Source organism: Halomonas sp. DP5N14-9, from assembly GCF_019802175.1.
Lineage (GTDB): Bacteria > Pseudomonadota > Gammaproteobacteria > Pseudomonadales > Halomonadaceae > Halomonas > Halomonas litopenaei.
Map to the genome: position 1 here is coordinate 217,901 of NZ_JAHVHR010000002.1, position 20,365 is coordinate 238,265.

At 65.9% G+C, this 20,365-nt stretch carries 21 protein-coding genes; 13 read left to right on the top strand and 8 right to left on the bottom strand.

Annotated elements, in window-relative coordinates:
• Nucleotides 1–73: 73 nt before the first annotated feature.
• Nucleotides 74–436 carry a RidA family protein gene (locus KUW00_RS02555; RefSeq protein ID WP_045991015.1) on the bottom strand — a complete coding sequence of 121 codons (363 nt, stop codon included), beginning with the start codon at nucleotides 434–436 and terminating at the stop codon, nucleotides 74–76.
• A gap of 239 nt (nucleotides 437–675) precedes the next feature.
• Here KUW00_RS02555 and KUW00_RS02560 point away from each other — a divergent pair, with 239 nt between their 5' ends.
• From KUW00_RS02560 to KUW00_RS02575, 4 genes are all read left to right on the top strand, one after another.
• A complete protein-coding gene (locus tag KUW00_RS02560; protein WP_045991014.1) occupies nucleotides 676–954 on the top strand; it encodes a DUF2282 domain-containing protein in 279 nt (92 codons plus the stop codon).
• 81 nt (nucleotides 955–1,035) lie between these two features.
• Nucleotides 1,036–2,046 (top strand): DUF692 domain-containing protein, encoded by a 1,011-nt coding sequence (locus KUW00_RS02565; protein ID WP_261391947.1) that lies wholly within the window; start codon nucleotides 1,036–1,038, stop codon nucleotides 2,044–2,046.
• The gene (locus KUW00_RS02570) at nucleotides 2,043–2,807 is read left to right on the top strand and encodes a DNA-binding domain-containing protein (protein WP_222568170.1); all 765 of its coding nucleotides are present in this window, start codon (nucleotides 2,043–2,045) and stop codon (nucleotides 2,805–2,807) included. The genes KUW00_RS02565 and KUW00_RS02570 overlap by 4 nt, the downstream gene beginning before the upstream one ends.
• Nucleotides 2,804–3,304 (top strand): DoxX family protein, encoded by a 501-nt coding sequence (locus tag KUW00_RS02575; protein ID WP_222568171.1) that lies wholly within the window; start codon nucleotides 2,804–2,806, stop codon nucleotides 3,302–3,304. Before KUW00_RS02570 ends, KUW00_RS02575 begins: the two co-directional genes overlap by 4 nt.
• Nucleotides 3,305–3,404: 100 nt before the next feature.
• On the opposite strand, the gene KUW00_RS02580 is transcribed toward KUW00_RS02575, so the two are convergent.
• Both KUW00_RS02580 and KUW00_RS02585 read right to left on the bottom strand, forming a co-directional pair.
• Nucleotides 3,405–4,259 carry a universal stress protein gene (locus tag KUW00_RS02580; RefSeq protein WP_222568172.1) on the bottom strand — a complete coding sequence of 285 codons (855 nt, stop codon included), beginning with the start codon at nucleotides 4,257–4,259 and terminating at the stop codon, nucleotides 3,405–3,407.
• A gap of 183 nt (nucleotides 4,260–4,442) precedes the next feature.
• A complete protein-coding gene (locus tag KUW00_RS02585; RefSeq protein ID WP_213227567.1) occupies nucleotides 4,443–5,945 on the bottom strand; it encodes a SulP family inorganic anion transporter in 1,503 nt (500 codons plus the stop codon).
• Nucleotides 5,946–6,261: 316 nt separating this feature from the next.
• Between KUW00_RS02585 and KUW00_RS02590 the strand changes: the two genes are divergently transcribed.
• The 8 genes from KUW00_RS02590 (at nucleotide 6,262) to KUW00_RS02625 (ending at nucleotide 13,554) form a co-directional block, all read left to right on the top strand.
• Nucleotides 6,262–7,362, top strand: coding sequence for an aminoglycoside phosphotransferase family protein (locus tag KUW00_RS02590; RefSeq protein ID WP_222568173.1), 1,101 nt, complete (start codon nucleotides 6,262–6,264; stop codon nucleotides 7,360–7,362).
• A gap of 131 nt (nucleotides 7,363–7,493) precedes the next feature.
• On the top strand, nucleotides 7,494–8,771 hold the full coding sequence (locus tag KUW00_RS02595) for an ABC transporter substrate-binding protein (RefSeq protein WP_222568174.1): 1,278 nt from the start codon (nucleotides 7,494–7,496) through the stop codon (nucleotides 8,769–8,771).
• On the top strand, nucleotides 8,758–10,467 hold the full coding sequence (locus tag KUW00_RS02600; RefSeq protein WP_222515590.1) for an ABC transporter permease: 1,710 nt from the start codon (nucleotides 8,758–8,760) through the stop codon (nucleotides 10,465–10,467). Before KUW00_RS02595 ends, KUW00_RS02600 begins: the two co-directional genes overlap by 14 nt.
• 27 nt (nucleotides 10,468–10,494) lie before the next feature.
• A complete protein-coding gene (locus tag KUW00_RS02605; RefSeq protein WP_108131365.1) occupies nucleotides 10,495–11,238 on the top strand; it encodes an ATP-binding cassette domain-containing protein in 744 nt (247 codons plus the stop codon).
• Nucleotides 11,225–11,938, top strand: a complete 714-nt coding sequence (locus KUW00_RS02610) for a TIGR04283 family arsenosugar biosynthesis glycosyltransferase (RefSeq protein WP_315901100.1) — start codon at nucleotides 11,225–11,227, stop codon at nucleotides 11,936–11,938. The genes KUW00_RS02605 and KUW00_RS02610 overlap by 14 nt, the downstream gene beginning before the upstream one ends.
• Nucleotides 11,928–12,689 carry a TIGR04282 family arsenosugar biosynthesis glycosyltransferase gene (locus KUW00_RS02615; protein ID WP_222568175.1) on the top strand — a complete coding sequence of 254 codons (762 nt, stop codon included), beginning with the start codon at nucleotides 11,928–11,930 and terminating at the stop codon, nucleotides 12,687–12,689. The genes KUW00_RS02610 and KUW00_RS02615 overlap by 11 nt, the downstream gene beginning before the upstream one ends.
• Nucleotides 12,686–13,267 (top strand): sigma-70 family RNA polymerase sigma factor, encoded by a 582-nt coding sequence (locus KUW00_RS02620; RefSeq protein ID WP_045991008.1) that lies wholly within the window; start codon nucleotides 12,686–12,688, stop codon nucleotides 13,265–13,267. The genes KUW00_RS02615 and KUW00_RS02620 overlap by 4 nt, the downstream gene beginning before the upstream one ends.
• Nucleotides 13,264–13,554 (top strand): zf-HC2 domain-containing protein, encoded by a 291-nt coding sequence (locus KUW00_RS02625; RefSeq protein WP_045991007.1) that lies wholly within the window; start codon nucleotides 13,264–13,266, stop codon nucleotides 13,552–13,554. Before KUW00_RS02620 ends, KUW00_RS02625 begins: the two co-directional genes overlap by 4 nt.
• A 256-nt stretch (nucleotides 13,555–13,810) precedes the next feature.
• Here KUW00_RS02625 and KUW00_RS02630 read toward each other — a convergent pair whose 3' ends face one another.
• Nucleotides 13,811–14,305, bottom strand: a complete 495-nt coding sequence (locus tag KUW00_RS02630) for a DUF302 domain-containing protein (protein WP_249742754.1) — start codon at nucleotides 14,303–14,305, stop codon at nucleotides 13,811–13,813.
• 300 nt (nucleotides 14,306–14,605) lie between these two features.
• Between KUW00_RS02630 and KUW00_RS02635 the strand changes: the two genes are divergently transcribed.
• Complete coding sequence (locus KUW00_RS02635; protein ID WP_222568176.1) at nucleotides 14,606–15,304, top strand: DUF3047 domain-containing protein; 699 nt, start codon at nucleotides 14,606–14,608, stop codon at nucleotides 15,302–15,304.
• A 2-nt stretch (nucleotides 15,305–15,306) separates the two neighbouring features.
• On the opposite strand, the gene purU is transcribed toward KUW00_RS02635, so the two are convergent.
• The 4 genes from purU to KUW00_RS02655 all read right to left on the bottom strand — a co-directional run bounded on the left by purU (nucleotide 15,307) and on the right by KUW00_RS02655 (nucleotide 20,355).
• Nucleotides 15,307–16,191 carry a formyltetrahydrofolate deformylase gene (purU, locus tag KUW00_RS02640; RefSeq protein ID WP_222568177.1) on the bottom strand — a complete coding sequence of 295 codons (885 nt, stop codon included), beginning with the start codon at nucleotides 16,189–16,191 and terminating at the stop codon, nucleotides 15,307–15,309.
• Nucleotides 16,188–16,856: a sarcosine oxidase subunit gamma gene (locus tag KUW00_RS02645; protein WP_222568178.1), complete on the bottom strand. Its 669-nt coding sequence runs from the start codon at nucleotides 16,854–16,856 to the stop codon at nucleotides 16,188–16,190. The genes purU and KUW00_RS02645 overlap by 4 nt, the downstream gene beginning before the upstream one ends.
• A 95-nt stretch (nucleotides 16,857–16,951) precedes the next feature.
• A complete protein-coding gene (locus KUW00_RS02650) occupies nucleotides 16,952–19,993 on the bottom strand; it encodes a sarcosine oxidase subunit alpha family protein (RefSeq protein ID WP_222568179.1) in 3,042 nt (1,013 codons plus the stop codon).
• Entirely contained in the window at nucleotides 19,990–20,355 is a 366-nt protein-coding gene (locus tag KUW00_RS02655) for a sarcosine oxidase subunit delta (RefSeq protein WP_108131358.1), read from the bottom strand. Before KUW00_RS02655 ends, KUW00_RS02650 begins: the two co-directional genes overlap by 4 nt.
• Nucleotides 20,356–20,365 lie beyond the last annotated feature (10 nt).

A 20,365-nucleotide genomic window follows, 5' to 3' on the forward strand; every position in this document is an offset into this window, starting at 1 on the left:
CGACACAAACGACAACGCCGGCCACGGGGCCGGCGTTGTCGTTCGAGCGGACGGCTATATCACTGGGGCTCTGTTACAGGCCCTTGACGGCGGCGGTGACGGTGATCTCGACCTTCAGTTCCTTGGCCGGCATCGGCGCGCACACGCAGGTACGGGCGGGGGCGTGGCCTTCCGGCACCCAGGCGTCCCATACCGCGTTCATGGCGGCAAAGTCCTCACCGTTCTGCAGGTAGATGGTGGCGCTCAGCAGATGCTCGCGGTCGCTGCCCACCTCGGCCAGCAGCTCATCGACACGCTCCAGCATACTGGTGGTCTGGGCGGTGATATCCCCCTGGCGGGCGTCCGGTCCGGCGACCTGACCACACAGGTAGGCAACACCGTGGTGGATGACGGCGCGGCTCATGCGGGTCTTGGTGTCGTGACGCTGAATGCTCATCGCTCTCTCCAAAAAGTCGGTATTTCTAAAAAATCTCGAAAAGACAGCCGATTCGACCACCTCTTCACCAGTGTCTTCTCTGCAACGTTAGACAGCCGCCCAATATAGCCAACTTCTCCCTGCGCCAGATAGTCCGTTGTCGCGCTTTTGCCTCTTTTGCGATGTCAGGTATCCCTCACCCCGGCGACATAGTCACGACAGTCCTGCTGTCGCCCAACCGTTTATATGAGGGTTTTCAAATGAAACGTTCCGTCATGATGGCCGCCGTGCTGTCCACCGCCCTGGCGCAAGCCGGCGCCATCGCCACCGTCCAGGCCGCCGATGGCGACATGGAAAAGTGTTACGGCGTCGCCCTGGCCGGAGAGAACGACTGCAAGGCAGGGCCAGGCACCACCTGCGCCGGCACCTCTACTGTCGACTACCAGGGCAACGCCTGGACCCTGGTCCCGGAAGGCACCTGTACCGATATCGAAACGCCCCACGGCAATGGCAGCCTGAGCGAGGTCGAGCGCCCCTGAGCCAGAGCACTGGCGCCACGGGGAGGCTACGGCCTTCCCGTGACGTTCACACGCCAAGCCTCAAGCCATAGCGAATCGCCCATGCCCTCTTCCCTGTCATCCAGCCTTCCACGCGAGTCGCTCAAGACGTCCGTCTCGGCGTCCTTGCCAGCGCCACAGCCAATGGCGGCCAATGCGGTCGGCATCGGCCTCAAGTTTCAGCATATGCAGGCGCTGGTCCATCTGGCTCACTCGGTTCACTCAGCCCAGTCGGCCCAGTCGGCCCAGTCGGCCCAGGCCCCGGACTTTCTCGAACTGCACGCCGAGAACTACATGAACGCCGGCGGGCCCCTTCAGGATCGACTCGATGAACTGGCACGCTGCTACCCGCTCTCGGTCCACGGCGTCGGCCTGTCGCTGGGTAGTGCCGAGGGCATCGACCCGGCCCACCTGGAGCGTCTTGCACGCCTGGTCGATCACCTGAACCCCGCGCTGGTCTCCGAGCACCTGGCCTGGAGCCGTCTCGACGGCCACAGCTACAACGACCTGCTGCCGGTGCCGCTGACCGAGGAATCGCTGCGCGTCCTCGGCGACAATATCGCACGCACCCAGGACCGTCTCGGCCGCCGCCTGCTGGTGGAGAACCCGAGCCTCTACGTCAGCCTCGACAATCGCTTCAGCGAGACCGAGTTCCTCCAGCGGCTGGTGGACACGACCGGCTGTGGGCTCTTGTTCGACGTCAACAACGCCTATATCAGCGCCGCCAATCTGGGACGCGACCTGGATGCCTATCTGGACGAAGTGCCCTGGGCCGCCGTCGGCGAATGGCACCTGGCCGGCCACAGCCTCGATGCCGCCGGCGAGCTGTACATCGACGACCATGGCAGCGCCGTCAGTGAGCCGGTGTGGCAACGCTACCGTCAGGTGCTCGCCCGGCGTCCCGGCCTGCCCACCCTGATCGAGTGGGACAACCGGGTGCCGACGCTAGAGCGCTGGATGCAGGAGGTCGGCCTGGCACGGCGGCATCAGCATGCAGCCCATGGCCCCGACGCCGATGCGAGCACCACCCTGGCAGCCAGCGCCTCGGCGCAAGCCACAGGGAGAGCGCCATGAGCGGCCTGCTCGATTGGCAGCGCAGCTTTATCGATGCCATGCATCGCCCCCAGGCGACGCCACCACAGCTCGGCCACAAGGCCGGGCTCGACGTCTACCGCAACAATATTCGCTCAAGCCTGATCGAGGCCCTGAAGGAAGCCTTTCCCCATACCCTGACCCTGCTGGGCGAGGGCTGCTTCAGTGCCGAGGCCGCAAGCTACGCGGCCACAAGCCCCCCGCAGGACCCTCGACTCAGCCGCTACGGCCGGGGCTTTGCCGACGCTCTGGCGCGCGCACCGGCGCTGGCGCCCTATCGCTTCGTCGCCGATATCGCGCGACTCGAGCACGCCCGGCTTCAGGTCAGTCACGCAGCCGAGGCAGTGCCGCTGGAGGCGTCCGATATCGGCGCCGTCCTTGACGACCAGCGGCTCGTCCAGGCCCGTCCGGCCAGCCGGACCATCCGTTGCCAACATGACGTCGAAGCCCTGTGGCAGGCGCTGGAGAGCGGAGAGGGTGGCGCCCCCCTGGGCGAGCGAGGCGCCGGCCACTGGCTGGTGATCCGCTCGGGTCGCCAGGTCAGGCTTAGGCCACTCGATGCGGCAAGCGCAGCGTTGTACGGCTTGCTGGACACACCGACCGCGCTGTCCCAGGCGCTGAGCGAACTGGCCGACAGCGGCGTGGCAGAGGATGCGCTCGGCCACGCTCTGGGCACCCTGGTCGGCCATGGCGCGCTCGCGGTACCGGACCCCGCCCCCACTTTGTTACGAGGCACCCCATGACACCGATGACAAACCTGCTGGACACCTACTACGGGCGACTCTGCCCCTGGCTCGAGCGTCGTTCGCTGGACCTGGTGCTGGCGTTGATGCGCTTGGTGCTCGGCGCCGTGTTCTTTCTGTCGGCGCTGACCAAGGTGGAGGGATTCGGTATCGCCGACAGCACCTTCTTCCTGTTCGAGCACGAATACGCCCTGCCGTTGATTTCACCGGTGCTGGCCGCCTACCTGGCAACACTCGCCGAGTTCTCGTTGTCGCTCCTGCTGTGGGCGGGGCTTGCCACGCGACTGGCGGCCTTCGGGCTGTTGATCATGACCCTGGTGATCCAGACCTTCGTCTATCCCGAGGCCTGGGTCACCCACGGACTCTGGGCGGCGAGCCTCGCCACCCTGATCCTGCGCGGCGGCGGCTGTCTCTCGCTGGAGTGGCTGCTGTGCAGGATGAAAGGCAAAGGTCGCGAACCGATGACGCCACAGCAGGACCGCGCCGACGACGCATAGACGCATAGACGCATAGACGCAAAAAAGAAACGACCCGCCGCCGAACAGGATTCGGCGGCGGGTCGATGTCGATGTCGATGTCGATGTCGGCTCAGCCTCGTCAGCGCAGCAGCAGCACCGGCAGCGAGGTGCGCCTGAGGACACTGGTGGTGGTGCTGCCCACCAGCAGATGGCGAATCCGCGAGTGGCCATAGGCTCCCATCACCACCATCTCGACGGCGTGGTCCTTCTGGTAGGTGCGCAGGGTCTCCTCGACCTCTCCGGCGCGAATCTCGCCCTGGGCCTCGTGACCGGCGCCCTTGAGGCTGTCCAGCGCCCACTCCAGCTGGGTGCGGTTATCACCGGTATCGGCACCGACCATCACCACGTGACAGGCGATCCCCTTGAATAGCGGGCTCCTGGCCAGCAGCTCGACGCCCTTGCGGGTGGTCTTGCTGCCATCGAAGGCGATCATCACCCGAGTCGGCGGCGTGAAGCTCTCCGGTACCATCAGAATCGGCCGATGCAGACCGCGGACCACCCGCTCGAGATTCGAGCCCAGGTGCTCGCTGGCCTGCTGGGCGCTCTCGCCCCGCTTGCCGATCACCAGCAGGCGGATCTCGTCTTCCAGCTCCAGCAGTGTCTCCACCAGGGTGCCGTTGCGCTGTCGGCAATGCAGGTCATCAACACCACTGGCGCTGGCGCGATCCTTGGCCGCCTTGAGCATCAGGCGGCCGTGCTCCTGGGCGACCTTGGCCCGCCGCTCATCGAGACTGGCCAGCTCCTCGAGCAGGTGCTCCCTGGCGCCGAGTCCCAGGTTACCGGACAGATCGGCCTCGGCGGTCTGGGGGTGGTTATCCACCACGTGAAGAAACGTCAGCGGCGCATCGAGGGCCTGACTGGCCCAGGCGGCAGAGTCGCAGACCCCTTCGGAAAACTGGGACCCGTCGATGGCGGCCATCACCTGTTCTGTCATGAAATTGTCCTGCCTGGCGTTGGGGGCGAACGCGCGTCCTCAGACGTCGCGTTCCATCGATTGTGGCCTTGTCGTCGCGCCCGAGCGGGGCGCGACCCTCAGACCTGTTGTCTAGCCCGATCCGGGTGTTACCTCCAGTTCTACACCAACTGGCACACACCCGTCACATCTTCGGCGCCTGCCTCAGTGACCACCCATCAGCTTTTCCACCGCCGCCGGGTTATCGTGGATGGCGTAGCGATCGACGATGGTGGCGCTGGCCTCGTTGAGCCCGATCAGCTCGACGTCGGTGCCCTCACGGCGGAACTTGATCACCACCATGTCCAGCGCCTGGACCGCGGTGATGTCCCAGAAGTGGGCACGTGACAGGTCGATGACCACCTTCTCGACGCTTTCCTTGAAGTCGAAGGCGGCGGAGAAACGCTGAGACGAGGCGAAGAACACCTGGCCGACCACGCGGTAGCGCCGTCCCTTGCCAAGCTCCTCTTGCTGTTCCAGCTCGTCACTGGCGATGTACAGGAAGTTGCCGACCTTGTTGGCGAAGTTGAGCGCGGCGATCAGCACACCGACGAACACACCGATCGCCAGGTTGTGGGTCCACACCACTACCGCCACGGTGGCGATCATCACCACATTGGTGGACATCGGGTGCTTCTTGAGGTCGCGCAGCGAACTCCAGCTGAAGGTACCGATGGACACCATGATCATCACCGCCACCAGCGCCGCCATGGGGATGCGCGAGACCCAGTCCGACAGGAACACCACCATCAGCAGCAGGAAGACCCCCGCCAGCAGGGTAGACAGGCGTCCACGCCCGCCGGACTTGATGTTGATCACCGACTGACCAATCATCGCGCAGCCCGCCATGCCGCCGAGCAGACCGGTACCGATGTTGGCCAGGCCCTGGCCCTTGCACTCGCGGTTCTTGTCGCTGGAGGTATCGGTCAGATCGTCGACGATAGTGGCGGTCATCATCGATTCGAGCAGACCGACCACGGTCAGCATGACCGCATAGGGGAAGATGATGCCGAGGGTCTCGAGGTTCAGCGGCACATCAGGCCACAGGAACATCGGCAGGGTATCGGGCAGCTCGCCCATGTCACCGACGGTGCGGATGTCCATGCCGGTCGCCAGGTAGACGCCGGTCAGCACCAGGATGCACACCAGCGGGGACGGCAGCAGCTTGCCGATCCTGGGCACATAGGGGAACAGATAGATGATGCCGAGACCCGCCGCGGTCATCGCGTAGACGTGCCAGCTGACATTGGTCAGCTCAGGCAACTGGGCCATGAAGATCAGAATCGCCAGGGCGTTGACGAAGCCGGTCACCACCGAGCGCGAGACGAAACGCATCAGGTCGGCCAGGCGCAGATAGCCGGCGATGATCTGCAGTACCCCGGTGAGCAGGGTCGCGGCCAGCAGATATTGAAGTCCGTGCTCCTTGACCAGGGTCACCATCAACAGTGCCATGGCGCCGGTGGCGGCAGAGATCATCCCCGGCCGGCCCCCGGCGAAGGCGATGATCACCGCCATGGAGAAGGAGGCGTAGAGGCCAATCTTGGGATCGACACCTGCGATGATGGAGAAGGCGATGGCCTCCGGAATCAACGCCAGGGCCACGACGATGCCGGACAGCACGTCGCCCCTAATATTGGAAAACCAGTCTTGCTTGATCGATCGCATCATGAGGCGGTCCAGGGGGGAGTGGTTGTGAGATATCGCGACAAGCGGCCCAGGGCCGACCGTTTCTCCACGACAGCAGCGCACCGGGAGGCGTTAGCCTGGCGCTGTCATGATGTAGTGGAGACACGGGAAGGGGCGCAGTTTACCAGAACCACCCGAGCAAGGCGACGCTGCTACCCAGCCTGTCTTTGCCTTGTCGCCGCATTGTCGCCACCCCGGTCTCGATCCGGCCAAGTCCGCCCGGTGGCATCTTCTGAAAAAAATGTGTAAGGATCGTTGCCCCCTGCCGACTCAGCTGACTACGTCCAAGGAACGCGACATGGAGCGATGCGCCTCGACGCCACCGTCACCGCGAACGGAGAGCCAATCGCCGGGCCCGCCGCTAATAGCGCTCGAGCATAGTCTCGCGCGCCATGGGTGGCCTCTGTCCGGGCATCGACTGGAACCGCTGGCCGATACCGGCCTGGCCCACTGGCATGTGCGCCTGGCCGGCGGCAGTGACAAGGGCGGCTGGCTGGCGCGGTTGCCCAAGCAGAGCCAGATGGGGCTGGACGCGGCGTCCAACCTGGCCTATCAGGTCGCCTGCTTCGATCGCGCCCAGGCCAGTGGCCATACACCCAGGCTCGATGACTGGCTGCCCTGCGACGACCTGCTGCCCAGAGGCGCGCTGGTGGTGGAGGCCATCGATGGCCGTCCCGCCAGCCTGCCCTCGGACCTGCCGGCCCTGACCTCGGCCCTGGCCAGCCTGCACCGGCTGCCGCTGCCCGATCACCGTGCCCCCCTGGCGTCACCGGTGGATCCCTGGCGAGAGATGCTCGACGAGATCGCCACCCAGGCCCGCTTTCTCCCCGGGGCCGGGCTGTCTCGCACCAGCACTGCCCTGATCGAACAGGCGCTGGCACAGCTCCCTGAGCGACTTCGCATCGCCGACGACGAGATTCGCCTGATCAGCTTCGATGCTCACCCCGGCAACTTTCTGATCACGCCTCACGGACGCGCCGTACTGGTGGATCTGGAAAAGTGCCGCTATTCGCTACCCGGCTTCGACCTGGCCCACCTGAGCCTTTACACCTCCACCACTTGGGACCTCAACAGCCGCGCGGTGCTGTTCGTCGAGGATCTGGTGGCGCTGTATCGGCGCTGGCAGGAACTGATGGCCGAAGACAGTCATCACAGCGACTGGTCGACGCTGATCACCTGTCGTCGCGCCATGTGGCTATGGTCGCTGACCTGGTGTGCCAAATGGCGTGCCCAGCAGCGCCGCCAGGTCGACAGGCAGCACAGTGGTGAAGACTGGTCGGCACAGCTAAGCGACCATGCCTTGATCGCCCATGTGGCCGACCGCGTCGATCACTACCTCTCGACCCCCATCATCAGGCGTGTCGCCGACGAACTCGAGGAACTCGCCCGTGCCGGCTGACTTTCCCGGCTCTGTTCAGCCCTGTCCGGCCCTGTTCAGCCCTGTCCGGCCCTGTTCAGCCCTGTCCGGCCCTGTCCGGCCCTGTCCGGCTCAACCCAACCCTGCCTATCCATCGTCACAAGGACGCGACCATGACCACGCCTTTTTCCTGTAGACGTCCGTTTGCCGACCTCCGCTTGACCTGGCTTCCCGGTGGCGCCTTCATCCTCACCGCCCTGGCTGCCCTGGGGCTAGGCTCGCCCGCCTGGGCCCAGGATACGTCCACGCTGCTGAACCAGCCATGGCAGGAGATCGAGCAGCAGGCCAGGGGGCAGACGGTCTACTTCAACGCCTGGGGCGGTGACCCCAACGTCAATGGCTATCTCGACTGGGTCGCCGATGAACTCGAACAGCGCCACGACATCGACCTGGTCCACGTCAAGCTCGACGACACCGCCGCTGCGGTCTCCCGGGTACTGGCCGAGAAGTCCGCCGGCAACCTCGACGAGGGAGCCATCGACCTGATCTGGATCAACGGCGAGAACTTCGCCGCGATGAAGGCCAATGATCTGCTGCTCGGGCCCTTTGCCCAGCGCTTGCCCAACTTCGCGCTGACCTCGCCGGATGCCAATCCCGAGATGACCACCGACTTCACCGTCCCCACCGAGGGTTTCGAGTCACCCTGGGGCAAGGCCCAGCTGACGTTCTACTACGACAGCGAGCGTGTCGAGGCGCCACCGACCAGCATGGCCGAGCTGCTCGACTGGACCGAGCAGCATCCCGGGCGCTTCACCTATCCACTGGTCCCGGACTTCCACGGTTCCACCTTTCTCAAGCAGGCGCTTATCGCACTGATCGACGACCCGGCGGTGCTTGCCCGCCCCGCCGGCGAAGCCGACGCCGAAGCGGCCATGGCACCGCTGTGGGACTATCTCGACGCCCTGCACCCCCATCTGTGGCGCCAGGGGCGGGACTTCCCCGCTTCAGGGCCTGCGCTCAGAAGCCTGATGGGCGACGGCGAACTGTCGCTGGCCTTTACCTTCAACCCCGCCGAGCCTGCCGCTGCGGTCAACAACTACCAACTGCCTCCCTCGATTCGCAGCTATGTGCTCGACGGCGGGACCATCGGCAACGTTCACTTTGTCACCATCCCGTTCAACGCCAGCCACCAGGCCGGCGCCATGGTCACCGCCAACTTCCTGCTCTCGCCCGAGGCCCAGGCGCGCAAGCAACAACTGGATGTCTGGGGCGACCCCAGCGTGCTCGATCTCGCGCGCCTGAATGAGGCCGAGCGTCAGGCACTGACGCCCATGGATGACCAGCCAGCGCGACTGGCGCCACAGGCCCTGCAACAGACCCTGCCCGAGCCGCACCCGAGCTGGATGGAAGCGGTAGAGGCGGCCTGGCTCGAGCGCTATGGCAGCCGCTGATACCTCGACCTTCTCCCGCCTGGTGGGGCTGGCGCCGGCGCTGACGGTACTGCTGCTGGTGGCCCCGGTGGTGGCCGGCCTGGCAGGCGCTGCGGCGCCGGCCTTCGGCTGGCTGCCGGTGCTCGGTGGAGAGCAGCTGAGCCTGGCGCCCTGGGTGAGCCTGGCGAACACCCCCGGGCTTTTCGAGATGCTGGTGCTCAGCTTCACCACTGGCCTGATCAGCACCGCCCTGGCCCTGACCATCGTGGTGCTGTTTCTCGGTGCCTTCGCCGACAGCGCCGCCTTTGTCTGGCTCAAGCGCCTGCTGTCGCCACTGCTGGCGGTGCCCCACGCCGCCGCCGCCATCGGTCTGGCCTTTCTGCTGGCGCCCTCGGGCCTGGCCATGCGCCTGGTCTCCCCGGCCTTGAGCGGTCACGCCACGCCTCCTGACTACCTGTTCCCCGGTGATCCCTTTGGCCTTGCGCTGATCGCCGGACTGGTGGTCAAGGAAGTCCCCTTTCTGCTGCTGATGAGTCTATCGGCGCTGCCTCAGTGCCAGGCCGACGATCGTCGGCACCTGGCACTGTCGCTGGGTTATTCGCCGGTGACCGCCTTTCTCAAGGCGGTACTGCCGAGCCTGTACCCGCTGATTCGGCTACCGGTCTATGCGGTCATCGCCTTTGCCTCGTCCAATGTCGATGTGGCCATGATCCTGGGCCCGTCCACCCCACCGACCCTGGCGGTCAGCGTGGTCCGCTGGCTTGGTGATCCCGACCTGTCGATGCGCTTCATGGCCTCCGCCGCAGCGCTGAGCCAGCTCGGCATCACGCTGCTGGCACTGGCCTGCTGGTGGTGCCTGGAACAGGCCGTACGCTGGTGCGCCACGCCACGCCTGACCGACGGCCGACGCAACAGCGGTCAACGCCTCGGCAGCCTGCTGGGCGGCGGTCTGACCTGGCTCAGCGTCACCCTGCTCGGTGCCAGTCTGCTGGGGCTGACGCTGTGGTCGCTGGCGGCCTTCTGGCCCTTTCCCTCGGCCTGGCCCACGCCCCTGACCCTGGCCAACTGGGGTCGTGCGCTGCCAGGCCTGCTGCCGGCCGCCCTCGATACCCTGTGGCTGGCGCTGGCCGCCACCGCTCTCGCGACCATCCTGGTGATCGGCTGTCTCGAGAGCGAAGCGCTCAATCACCGCAGCATGGGAGCGAGCGCCACCCTGGTGCTCTACCTGCCGCTGCTGGTGCCACCGGTCGCCTTTCTCTACGGTCTGGTGCAACTTCAGGCGCAGCTATCGGTGGCACCGGGCTTCATGGTGGTGGTACTGGGGCACTGTCTGTTCGTGCTGCCCTACGTCTTTCTGTCACTGGCCGAGAGCTACCGGCGGCTTGACCCCCGCTGGGCCCAGGTCGCCGCAGGTCTCGGCCATGGCCCGGCCGCCGCCTTTGTGCGCGTTCGCCTGCCGCTGCTGCTGGCCCCCATCGCCACCGCCGCCGCCGTGGGGGTCGCCGTCAGCGTCGGCCAGTATCTGCCGACGTTGCTGCTGGGGGCCGGACGCCTGACCACCCTGACCACCGAGGCGGTATCGCTTGCCTCCGGCGGGGATCGTCGCCTGACGGCGGTCTATGCCCTGGCCCAGCTACTCTTGCCGGCACTCGGTTTCGCCCTCGCCATCGGCTTGCCGCGCGTACTGCATCGCCACCGACGCGCCCTGCTGACCTGAACCGCCTCAACGCCATCCGAGCCCACCATGTCACAGACACCAGACACACGATGCCACCTTCCCCCCACGTCTCCAGCGAACCCGACGGGCGCACTGGTCTTCGATCGGGTCGTGATCTCGCTGGACGGTGCCCCCCTGGTATCACTGAATGCTCAGGTCGCCCCCGGCGAGGTGGTCAGCGTCATGGGGCCTTCCGGTGTCGGCAAGTCCACCCTGCTGGCCTACGCTGCGGGCTTTCTCGCCCCCGCCTTTGACGCCCAGGGCGAGGTGCGCCTCGGTGACAGGCGAGTCACCGACCTGCCTGCCTCGGCCCGCCGACTCGGGCTGCTGTTCCAGGATGCGCTGCTGTTTCCCCACCTCAGCGTCGCCGGCAACCTGGCCTTCGGCATGCCGTCGTCTGCCAGCCGACGCGAGCGTCGCGAGGCCATCGAAGAGGCCCTGGCGGATATCGGTCTTGCCGGATTCGGTGAGCGTGATCCGGCAACGCTGTCCGGCGGCCAGCGCGCTCGCGTCGCGCTGATGCGCACCCTGCTGTCGCGTCCCCAGGCGATGCTGCTGGATGAGCCCTTCTCCAAGCTCGACGCCGCGCTCCGCCAGGAGATGCGTGACCTGGTCTTCCAGCGCATCCGCGACCATCGTCTTCCGGCGCTGCTGGTCACCCACGACAGGGCAGACGCCGAGGCAGCGGCGGGTCCGATCGTCGAACTGGCGGCCGCCACCGAAGCCCCCGCCGGGGCCGCCTGGCAGGGTGCCCGCCGTGCCTCTCGCTGAACCAGGCTCCCCGATCGTCGCACCACGTCTGTGTGTGGTCATTCCCGTCCTCGATGAGGCAGCGACCATCGTCGCGGGTCTTGAGCGGCTATCCGAGTGGCGCCAGCAGGGCGTCGAGGTGATCGTCGTCGATGGCGGAAGCGAAGACGATACCCGGGCGCTTGCCCGTCCCCTGGCCAATCGGGTCATCGACGGCCCCCGCGGAAGGGCGCGCCAGATGAACCAGGGCGCCGCTGCGGCGAGTGCGCCGTCCTTGCTGTTTCTGCACGCCGACACTCGACTCCCCACGGCGGCCATGCCGGCGATACTGAAGGCGCTGGAGAAGCGCCATTGGGGGCGCTTCGACGTGCGCATCCAGGGCCGCTCGCGCTGGTTATCATTGATCGCCGCCTGCATGAACCTGCGCTCACGCCTGACCGGCATCGCCACCGGCGATCAGGCGATGTTCATGCGTCGCAGCGCCTTCGACGCCGTCGGTGGCTTCCCCGACCAGCCGTTGATGGAAGACATCGAAATGTCCAAGCGCCTCAAGCGGCTGTCGCCACCCGCCTGCCTTGGCTTCAAGGTGCTCACCGACGGTCGCCGCTGGGAGCAGGGTGGCGTGCTGACGACGATATTGCTGATGTGGCGACTGCGCTTTCGCTATTGGCGTGGGGCCGATCCCGTTCGCCTGGCCGAGGAGTATCGCCATGTGCGCTGACCACGATAGCGACGGGCTGGCAGCCAGCCCGGATCTGGCGAATAGCCAGGCGCATAACCAGGCAAACAGCCAGTCGCATAGCCAGGCGTGCGGCCAGGGGCCCGGCGATCAGCACCCTGTTCACCACGAGGTTGGCCTGAAGCTGGCCATCCTGGCCAAGGCGCCGATCCCCGGCCAGGCCAAGACGCGGATGATCCCCGCCCTCGGCGCCGAAGGCGCTGCTCGTCTCCAGCACAGACTGATCGAGTACACCCTGAAGACGGCGCTGGAGACGACGTCCGCGCGCAACATCACGCTGTGGACGGCGCTTGAGCACGACCATCCGTGCTTTGTCGATATCCGCCAGCGGTTCGGCGTGACGCTGAGACCACAGCCTGAAGGCGACCTGGGGGTGCGCATGCACGCGGCGCTGTGCTCGGCAGGTGGCCCGAGCCTTCTAATCGGCACAGATTGCCCGATATTGGATAAGACATTACTAAAAACTTGTCATAAACGGCTTAAAGACGCAGATAGCGTCTTTCTTCCGGCCGAGGACGGCGGCTATGCTCTGGTTGGAGTTCGTCGCCCCGATCCCCGTCTCTTCCGAGGAATCGACTGGGGCACGTCCAGCGTCATGTCCCAGACGCGCACACGTCTTGCGGAGCTTTTGTGGACGCTGGAGTGTCCAACGACCGTATGGGACCTGGATACGCCCCAGGACCTGGCTCGCCTCGCCGACATGGAAGCCCTCGCCCTGGAGATTCTGCCGTGACCCAAGAAACGCTCACCGACCGCCACAAGAAACTCGCCGCCGTGCGCCCCCGCCTGGTGTCCTTCGCCCGCATGCACCTGCGCGATCATGCCGCTGCCGAGGACGCCGTGCAGGAAGCCATGATCGCCGCCATCGAGAAGAACGACAGCTTTTCGGGGCGCTCCGGCTACGAAACCTGGGTATTCGGCATCCTCAAGTACAAGCTGCTCGACCAGATGCGCCAGCAGAAGCGTCATGGTCGCTGGGAGCCCTTCGATGAAGAGCACAGCGACGACGCCATCGACCGCATGTTTCAGCAGGATGGGCACTGGGCCGCCGACGCCAAGCCCCAGGCATGGAGCACCCCGGAGCAAGCGTTCGAGAACGAAAATTTCTGGAAAGTATTCGACGCTTGTATGCTGAGTCTTCCAGAAAACGTGGCTCGCGTTTTCTCCCTGCGCGAATTGATGGGCCTTTCCACCGACGATATTTGTAAGGAAGTGGGCATCAAGGAAAACAACGCTTGGGTGATCCTGCATCGGGCTCGCCTCAAGCTTCGCGCTTGCATTGAAAAGGGATGGAAGGAGGACGCGGCATGATGATGTGCAAGGCCGCTACGCGGCTGATGTCAAAGCAGTTGGATGCCCCCCTGACGGCCAGGGAGCGTATTTCGCTGCGGTTTCACTTGATGTTGTGCTCGGCCTGTCGCAACTGCGAAAAGCAGTTCGGCATGCTGCACAGGGTCGGCAATGCCTATAACGGCACAATTGATAAACCCCAGGACGGTACGTCCCCTGGCGCGACTACCGACAACGTCGCCAGTGATCAGGACCTGCTGAAGGTAAAGGAAGCGATGGCCGAGGCGGAGACCCGTCGCCAGAACTGAAGGACTCGGCTGACGGACTTGGCGCAAGGACCTCGACTGCCAGACCTCGACTGCCCTACCTCGAGGAAAGCATCTCGCTGGTCGACCCACCATTCTGCCTCCCCCTGGCGGGCCACCAAGGCAGCCCGCCGACGGGGCGCCAGTTACCCCCCACCTGAGTCAGCCTCAAGCGATTGCGTGCCAGATCCCCGGTAAAGAGGTCCCGAGCCGGACCCGGTGAGCAAGGCTCGGGAGATGCCTGGGCAAGACCAGGCCATCACTGCTGGCCCGCTGCCTCCCGCGCCAGCCCGGTCAGGGCCTCGGCGATCTTGTCCACGGGCAGCTCGCAGTCCTGCAGGCCGTGGCGCTCCACCAGGTAATGAGGGTCGTTCCACTCGATCACCAGGTGATCATCCTGCTGGCGAACCAGCATCTTCTGGGGAAGGTCCAGCGCGACACTGCCCTCGCACTGCATCAGTCGAGTGCCCACCTCGGGCTTGCCGAAGATGTAGGTGCGTGTCGCTGGCAATTCCAGCTCCACCCCGGCGGCGTTGGCCTGGTGGTCCACGCTTGCCATCAGTCCCATTCCCCGTTTTTCCAGCCCCTCCTTGAAGCGAGATTCCACCGCCTCCAGGCTATCGGTCGACGTCAGGCTGGCGATACCGCCGTCGCTCACCTCGACCTCGCCCTGCGCCCAGACCATGGTCGCCATCGATCCCGCCAGCACGCTGCCCAGGCACAGGGTGAACATCTTGCGATAGCACTGCTTCATGATGGAGCTTCCTTTCCAGGTCAATGTGCCTACAGCATGGTCGCCGGTCCCCGACCACCACAAGGGGAAATCTCTCACAATCCGGGTTGACGCTGTGTAAGGTTCAACGCCGGGGCGACGACCCAGCACCAATAGCCGACGCGACTGGGCATAGTGCGCGCAATGTAGCTAAACGATTTGCGTACAGGCGATGGTCGCCCACACGATTTGCACCTGATGGTTCATATCGTTCATATCGTTCGCGTCGTTTCAGCCGCTTTGCCGATTGCCGATTGCCGATTGCCGATAACAGGAGCCTGCATGGCCCGGATTCTTCCCCTTCGCCACCTCGCTGCCCCACCGCCGCGTCCCCTGACCCACGCCCTCGTCTCGGCTGCGGTCCTGTTTGCCACCTGCGCCCAGGCCCAGGCCCAGACCTTCAGCCCGCGCGCCATGCTCGACTGGCCAACCAAATCCTTCGCCGGCGAAACGGCCTACCGACTGGTCGAGCGCGATGGCGTCAGCGTGCTCGAAGCGCGCTCCCGGGGGCAGGCCTCGGCCCGCTATCTGGAGCGCGACATCGACCTCGGCGAGACGCCTTACCTGCGCTGGTGCTGGCAGGTATCCGGGGTCTATTCCGGGGTCGACGAACGCACAGAGAGTGGCGACGACTATCCCGCCCGGGTCTACGTGGCCAGACGCACCGGCCTTCTGCCCTGGCAGGTGGAGTCGGTCAACTACGTGTGGTCATCGAATCAGCCGGCAGACACCAGCTGGCCCAACGCCTTTACCGATCGCGCCGTCCTGCTGGCGCTGCAAAGCGGAGGTGCCAAGGCTGGCCAGTGGGTCGGCGAGGTGCGCGACGTGGCCGCCGACTACCGTCGACTGTTCGGCGCGAGCCCCGACGGCGTCGATGGCCTGGCGCTGATGAGCGATGGCGACAACGCCGGAGGCGACGCCACCGCCTGGTTCAGCAAGATGGAGTTCAGCGCCTCGTCGTCGCCGCCTGTCTGTCCCTGACATCAGCGCTGGAACACCACCGTGCGCGAGCCGTTGAGAAACACCCGACGCTGCAGGTGCAGGGTGACGGCCCGGGCCAGGGTGATGCACTCGATATCACGCCCCCGGGCCACCAGGTCCTCGGCGGTATCGGCGTGGGTGACCGGCTCCACCCCCTGGGTAATGATCGGGCCTTCGTCCAGGTCATCGTTGATGTAGTGGGCGGTCGCCCCGACCAGCTTGACGCCCTTCTCGAAGGCCTGGTGGTAGGGCTTGGCGCCCTTGAAGCCAGGCAGCAGCGAGTGATGGATATTGATCGCTCGACCGGCCAGGCGTTCGCTCATCTCGCTCGACAGCACCTGCATGTAGCGCGCCAGGATCACCAGCTCTGCGCCACTGTCCTCGACGATCCGCCACACCTCGGCCTCCTGCTCGGCCTTGGTGTCGGCGCTGATCGGCAGATGGTGGTAGGGCAGCCCGTGCCACTCGGCCAGCGGCGCCAGATCGGGGTGGTTGGACACCACCGCCTTGATGGCAACGGGAAGCTGGCCGGTACGATAGCGATAGAGCAGGTCATTGAGGCAGTGATCGGCCTTAGAAACCATGATCACCACCGGTGTGAGGCGCTCTGGTGAGGTCAGCTCGAATGCCATGGAGAACGGCGCTGCCCGCTCGGCAAAGGCCGCCTCGAAATCGCCTGCATCGAGCTCGCCCTCCTCGGGAGGGCGAAACTCGGTGCGGATGAAGAAACGACAGGAGCTGCTGTCGTCAAAGGACTGCTGCTCGGTGATGTAGCAACCCTGCTCGCGCAGAAAGCGGGTGACCACGTCCACGGTGCCAAGACGACTGGGGCACTGGGCGGTCAGGATCCAGTGGGTCGTGCGCACGGCGCTCACGCTGATCGTCATGTCGTCTCCCCGGCGGTGACGTCACACTCCACGCCGATGGCGAACTCCTCACCGGCATCGAGCAACCAACGATAAACGTAGTCGGCGAAACTGCGCCGCACCACCAGCTCCCAGCGTCGCTCGTCGGGGCGACGCAGGATGACGCTGGTCTTGGCCAGCACCGTGGTCACCCCCTTGCCCACCGCAAAGTGGCGCGGGTGGACGTCGTAGACCACCGACTTCATCAACAGCTCGCGCATGGCCTGGTCATCACCGGTCAGCTCGATCACCGTCTGACCGGCGCTGACGTCGGAGAAGGCCACGCTGGCGTCGCCCAGGGCGCTGCGCAGCGCCGTCTCCACGCGAAAGGCGTCACCCTGGGGCAGTACGGCAAGCCACTCGTCGGGACTTAGCCACTGCAGCGAAGCCCTATCTCCCTGACTGAGTTCCAGCGGACGCGCCGGCAACGACACCCCCAGCACCGCGCGCACCGCCTCGTCGAGCACGATGGCGCCACCGCGCAGGATCAGATGGTCGTGCAGGCGTTCGCGCATCACCACCCGCGAGTCAGTGCCGGGCGCTGGGCAGCCGACATGCTGAAACGACCAGGCCAGCGGCGACTCCAGGGGGATGCCTTCGTCCGGGAAGGCATCAAAGGTACGGGCACGTTCTATAGCTTCAGACATTCTGGCGCTCTCCCTTGGGGTCGAGAAAAAAGGGGGTGGAGACGATGTCGGCCTCGTGGACCTTGCCGCTCAAGAGGCGGGAAGCTGGTACATGCCTAGACATTCTGGCGCTCCCCCTTGGGGTCGAGGAAGATGGTGGAAACGATTTCGGCCTCGTGGACCGTGCCGTCGACACAGGGTAGGTAGACGGTCTCGCCCATCCGCTGGTGGCCACCCTTGACCACCGCCAGGGCGAAGCCGGTTTCCAGCGTCGGGCTGTAGTAGCTCGAGGTCACGTGGCCGACCATCGGCATGGGAATCGGATGGTCAGGGTCGAGCACGATCTGGGCGCCCTCCTCCAGCACCACCGACGGATCCCGGGGCTTCAGCCCCACCAGCTGCTTGCGGTCCTGGCGCGCGGTGTCGCTGCGGGTCAGCGCCCGCTGGCCCACCCAGGAGAACGGCTTGTCGTAGCCTACCGCCCACTGCATGCCCAGATCCTCCGGGGTCACCGAACCGTCGGTGTCCTGACCTGCGATGATGAAGCCCTTCTCGGCACGCAGCACGTGCATGGTCTCGGTACCGTAGGGCGTCAGGTCGTACTTCTCGCCGTGGGTGAACAGCGCCTTCCACACGTGCATGGCAGCGTGTGCCTGGACGTTGATCTCGTAGGCCAGCTCGCCGGTGAAGGAGATCCGGAACACCCGTGCCGGCACCCCGGCCACCTTGCCCTCACGCCAGTCCATGAAGCGAAACGCCTCGCGATCCAGATCGATGCCCTCGGCGAGCTCGCTCATCAGCTCCCGCGCCCTGGGGCCGGTGACGGTCATGGTGGCCCAGTGGTCGGTGACCGAGGTAAAGCTCACGTCGAGCTCCGGCCACTCGGTCTGGTGCCACAGCTCCAGCCACTCGAGCACTCCCGCGGCGCCACCGGTGGTGGTGGTCATCAGGAAGTGATCCTCGGCCAGACAACTGGTGGTGCCGTCATCCATGACCATGCCGTCGTCCTTGCACATCAAGCCGTAGCGCACCTTACCCACGCCCAGCTTGGCCCACTTGTTGGTGTAGATGCGGCCGAGAAACTCGCGGGCGTCCGGCCCCTGGATATCGATCTTGCCCAGGGTCGAAGCGTCGAGGATGCCGACGCCTTCGCGCACCGCGCGGCACTCGCGCATCACCGCCTCGTGCAGGGTCTCGCGCTTGCCGTTGACGGTCCTGGGGAAGTACCAGGGCCGCTTCCACTGGCCCACGTCCTCGAACTCGGCGCCCTGCCCGACGTGCCACTGGTGCAGCGCGCTGTAGCGCTCGGGATCGAACAACGCACCGCAGTGGCGACCGACGATGGCTCCGAAGGTGACCGGGGTATAGTTGGGCCGGAACACGGTGGTGCCGACCTCGGGAATCGAACGCCCCAGGCAGCGCGCGGCGATGGCCATGCCGTTGATATTGCCAAGCTTGCCCTGATCGGTACCGAAGCCCATGGCGGTGTAGCGCTTGACGTGCTCGATGGACTCGAAGCCTTCCCGGGTGGCAAGCTCGATCCCGGCGGCGGTGACGTCGTTCTGCAGGTCGACGAACTGCTTGGGCGCCCGCAGGGTCGGCTTTTCGTGGGGCACCTGGAACAGCGCCACCGCCGCACCGTCGCGCCGCGACGCTACCGCCGGCAGTTTAAGCTCGGCACCCTCGAAGCCGGCCTGGCTTGCCGCCTCGAGGCCGGCGTCGCGACCTTCCGCCAGCACCTCGGCCAGGCCAAAGGTGCCGCCGGCTGCACCGGCCGCCAACATGCCCCTGGGCAGGTTGGGCACGAAGGCGATCAGGTCGTCGCGCCAGCTCGGCCGCGTTCCGGTATGGGAGGCCAGGTGAATCACCGGACTGAATCCACCGGAACTGGCCAGCGTGTCGCAGTCGAGCGTCTCGCTGGCGCCGGTAACGCGAAAGGCGTCGATATCGATGGCGGCGACCCGCGCTGAGGTGACCCGCTGCTCGCCCCTGGCCTCGACCACGGCAGAGCCCGGCAGGATGCGAATACCGCGAGCCCGGGCGATCTCGACCAGTTCACCGTCGGGTGCGGGGCGGGCGTCGGCCACCGCCACCACCTCACGCCCGGCATCCAGCCAGTCGAGCGCGGCACGGTAGCCGTCGTCGTTGCCGGTGGAGACCACCAGCCGCTTGCCCGGCACCACACCGTAACGGCGGATGTAGGTGGACACCGCCGAGCACAGCAGATTGCCCGGCACGTCATTGCCGGCGTAGACCAGCGGACGCTCATGGGCCCCAGTGGCCAGCACGACGCGCGCGGCGCGCACCCGATGCAGGCGCGAGCGCGACTGACGCCGTCCCTCCACTCGAGGCGCGCAGTGGGCCAGGTGCTCGCTGCGCCGCTCGTGCAGGGTGACGAAGTTGTGGTCGTGGTAGCCGTTGGCGGTGGTACGCGGCAGCAGCGTCACCTCGGGGTTGGCGGCAAGCTCCTCGAGCACCTCCTCGACCCACTGCAACGCCGGACGATCGTCCAGCAAGTCCTGCCCGTCCAGCAGCGAGCCGCCAAAGAGCTCCTGCTCGTCGCACAGGATCACCCGGGCGCCGCTGCGCGAGGCGGCCAGGGCGGCAGCCAGTCCCGCAGGCCCTGCCCCGATCACCAGCACCTCGCAGTGGCGATTGATGTGGTCGTAGATATCCGGGTCGTGCTCCAGCGGGCTGCGCCCCAGCCCCGCGCTCTTGCGGATATAGCGCTCGTAGGTCATCCACAGCGAGGCCGGCGCCATGAAGGTCTTGTAGTAGAAGCCGGGGGGCATCAGCTTGCCGCCAAGCTTGCCGATGGTCCCCATCAGGTCGCGCTGGACGTTGGGCCAGCCGTTGGTGGAACGTGCCGTCAGCCCCTCGAACAGGGCCTGCTGGGTGGCGCGCACATTGGGCACCTGCTCGGCTTCGGCCTGGCCGAGCTGGACCACCGCATTGGGCTCCTCGGCACCGGCGGCGACGACGCCGCGGGGACGCGAGTACTTGAAGCTGCGATTGACCACGTCCACCCCGTTGGCCAGCAGCGCCGAGGCCAGAGTGTCCCCGTGAAAGCCGGTGTACTCCTTGCCATTGAAGGTAAAGCGCAGGGGTGTGCTGCGGTCGATCAGTCCCCCTGTGTCGAGGCGATTGGGCTGGCTCATGCGCGAACCTCCTGGGCGGCGGTGGCGATATCGCTGTCGTCAAGGGACTCAGGCGCGGACGCCACCACCCCGTCGGGGTTATCCCGGGTAAAGCGCGGTCGCTCGCCGATGCGATAGGTCTCGAGGATTTCGTAGCTCTGGGTGTGGCGCGTCACGTTGAAGAACTTGCGACAGCCCACCGCGTGGACCCACAGCTCGTGGTGGATGCCGCGGGGGTTATCGCGGAAGAACAGGTAGTCGCCCCACTGCTCGTCGGAACAGCCGGCCGGATCCTCGGGGCGTGCGATGTGCGCCTGACCCCTGGGATGAAACTCCTCTTCCTCGCGCCACTCGTCGCAGTAGGGACAATGGATATGGAACATGGAAACCTCC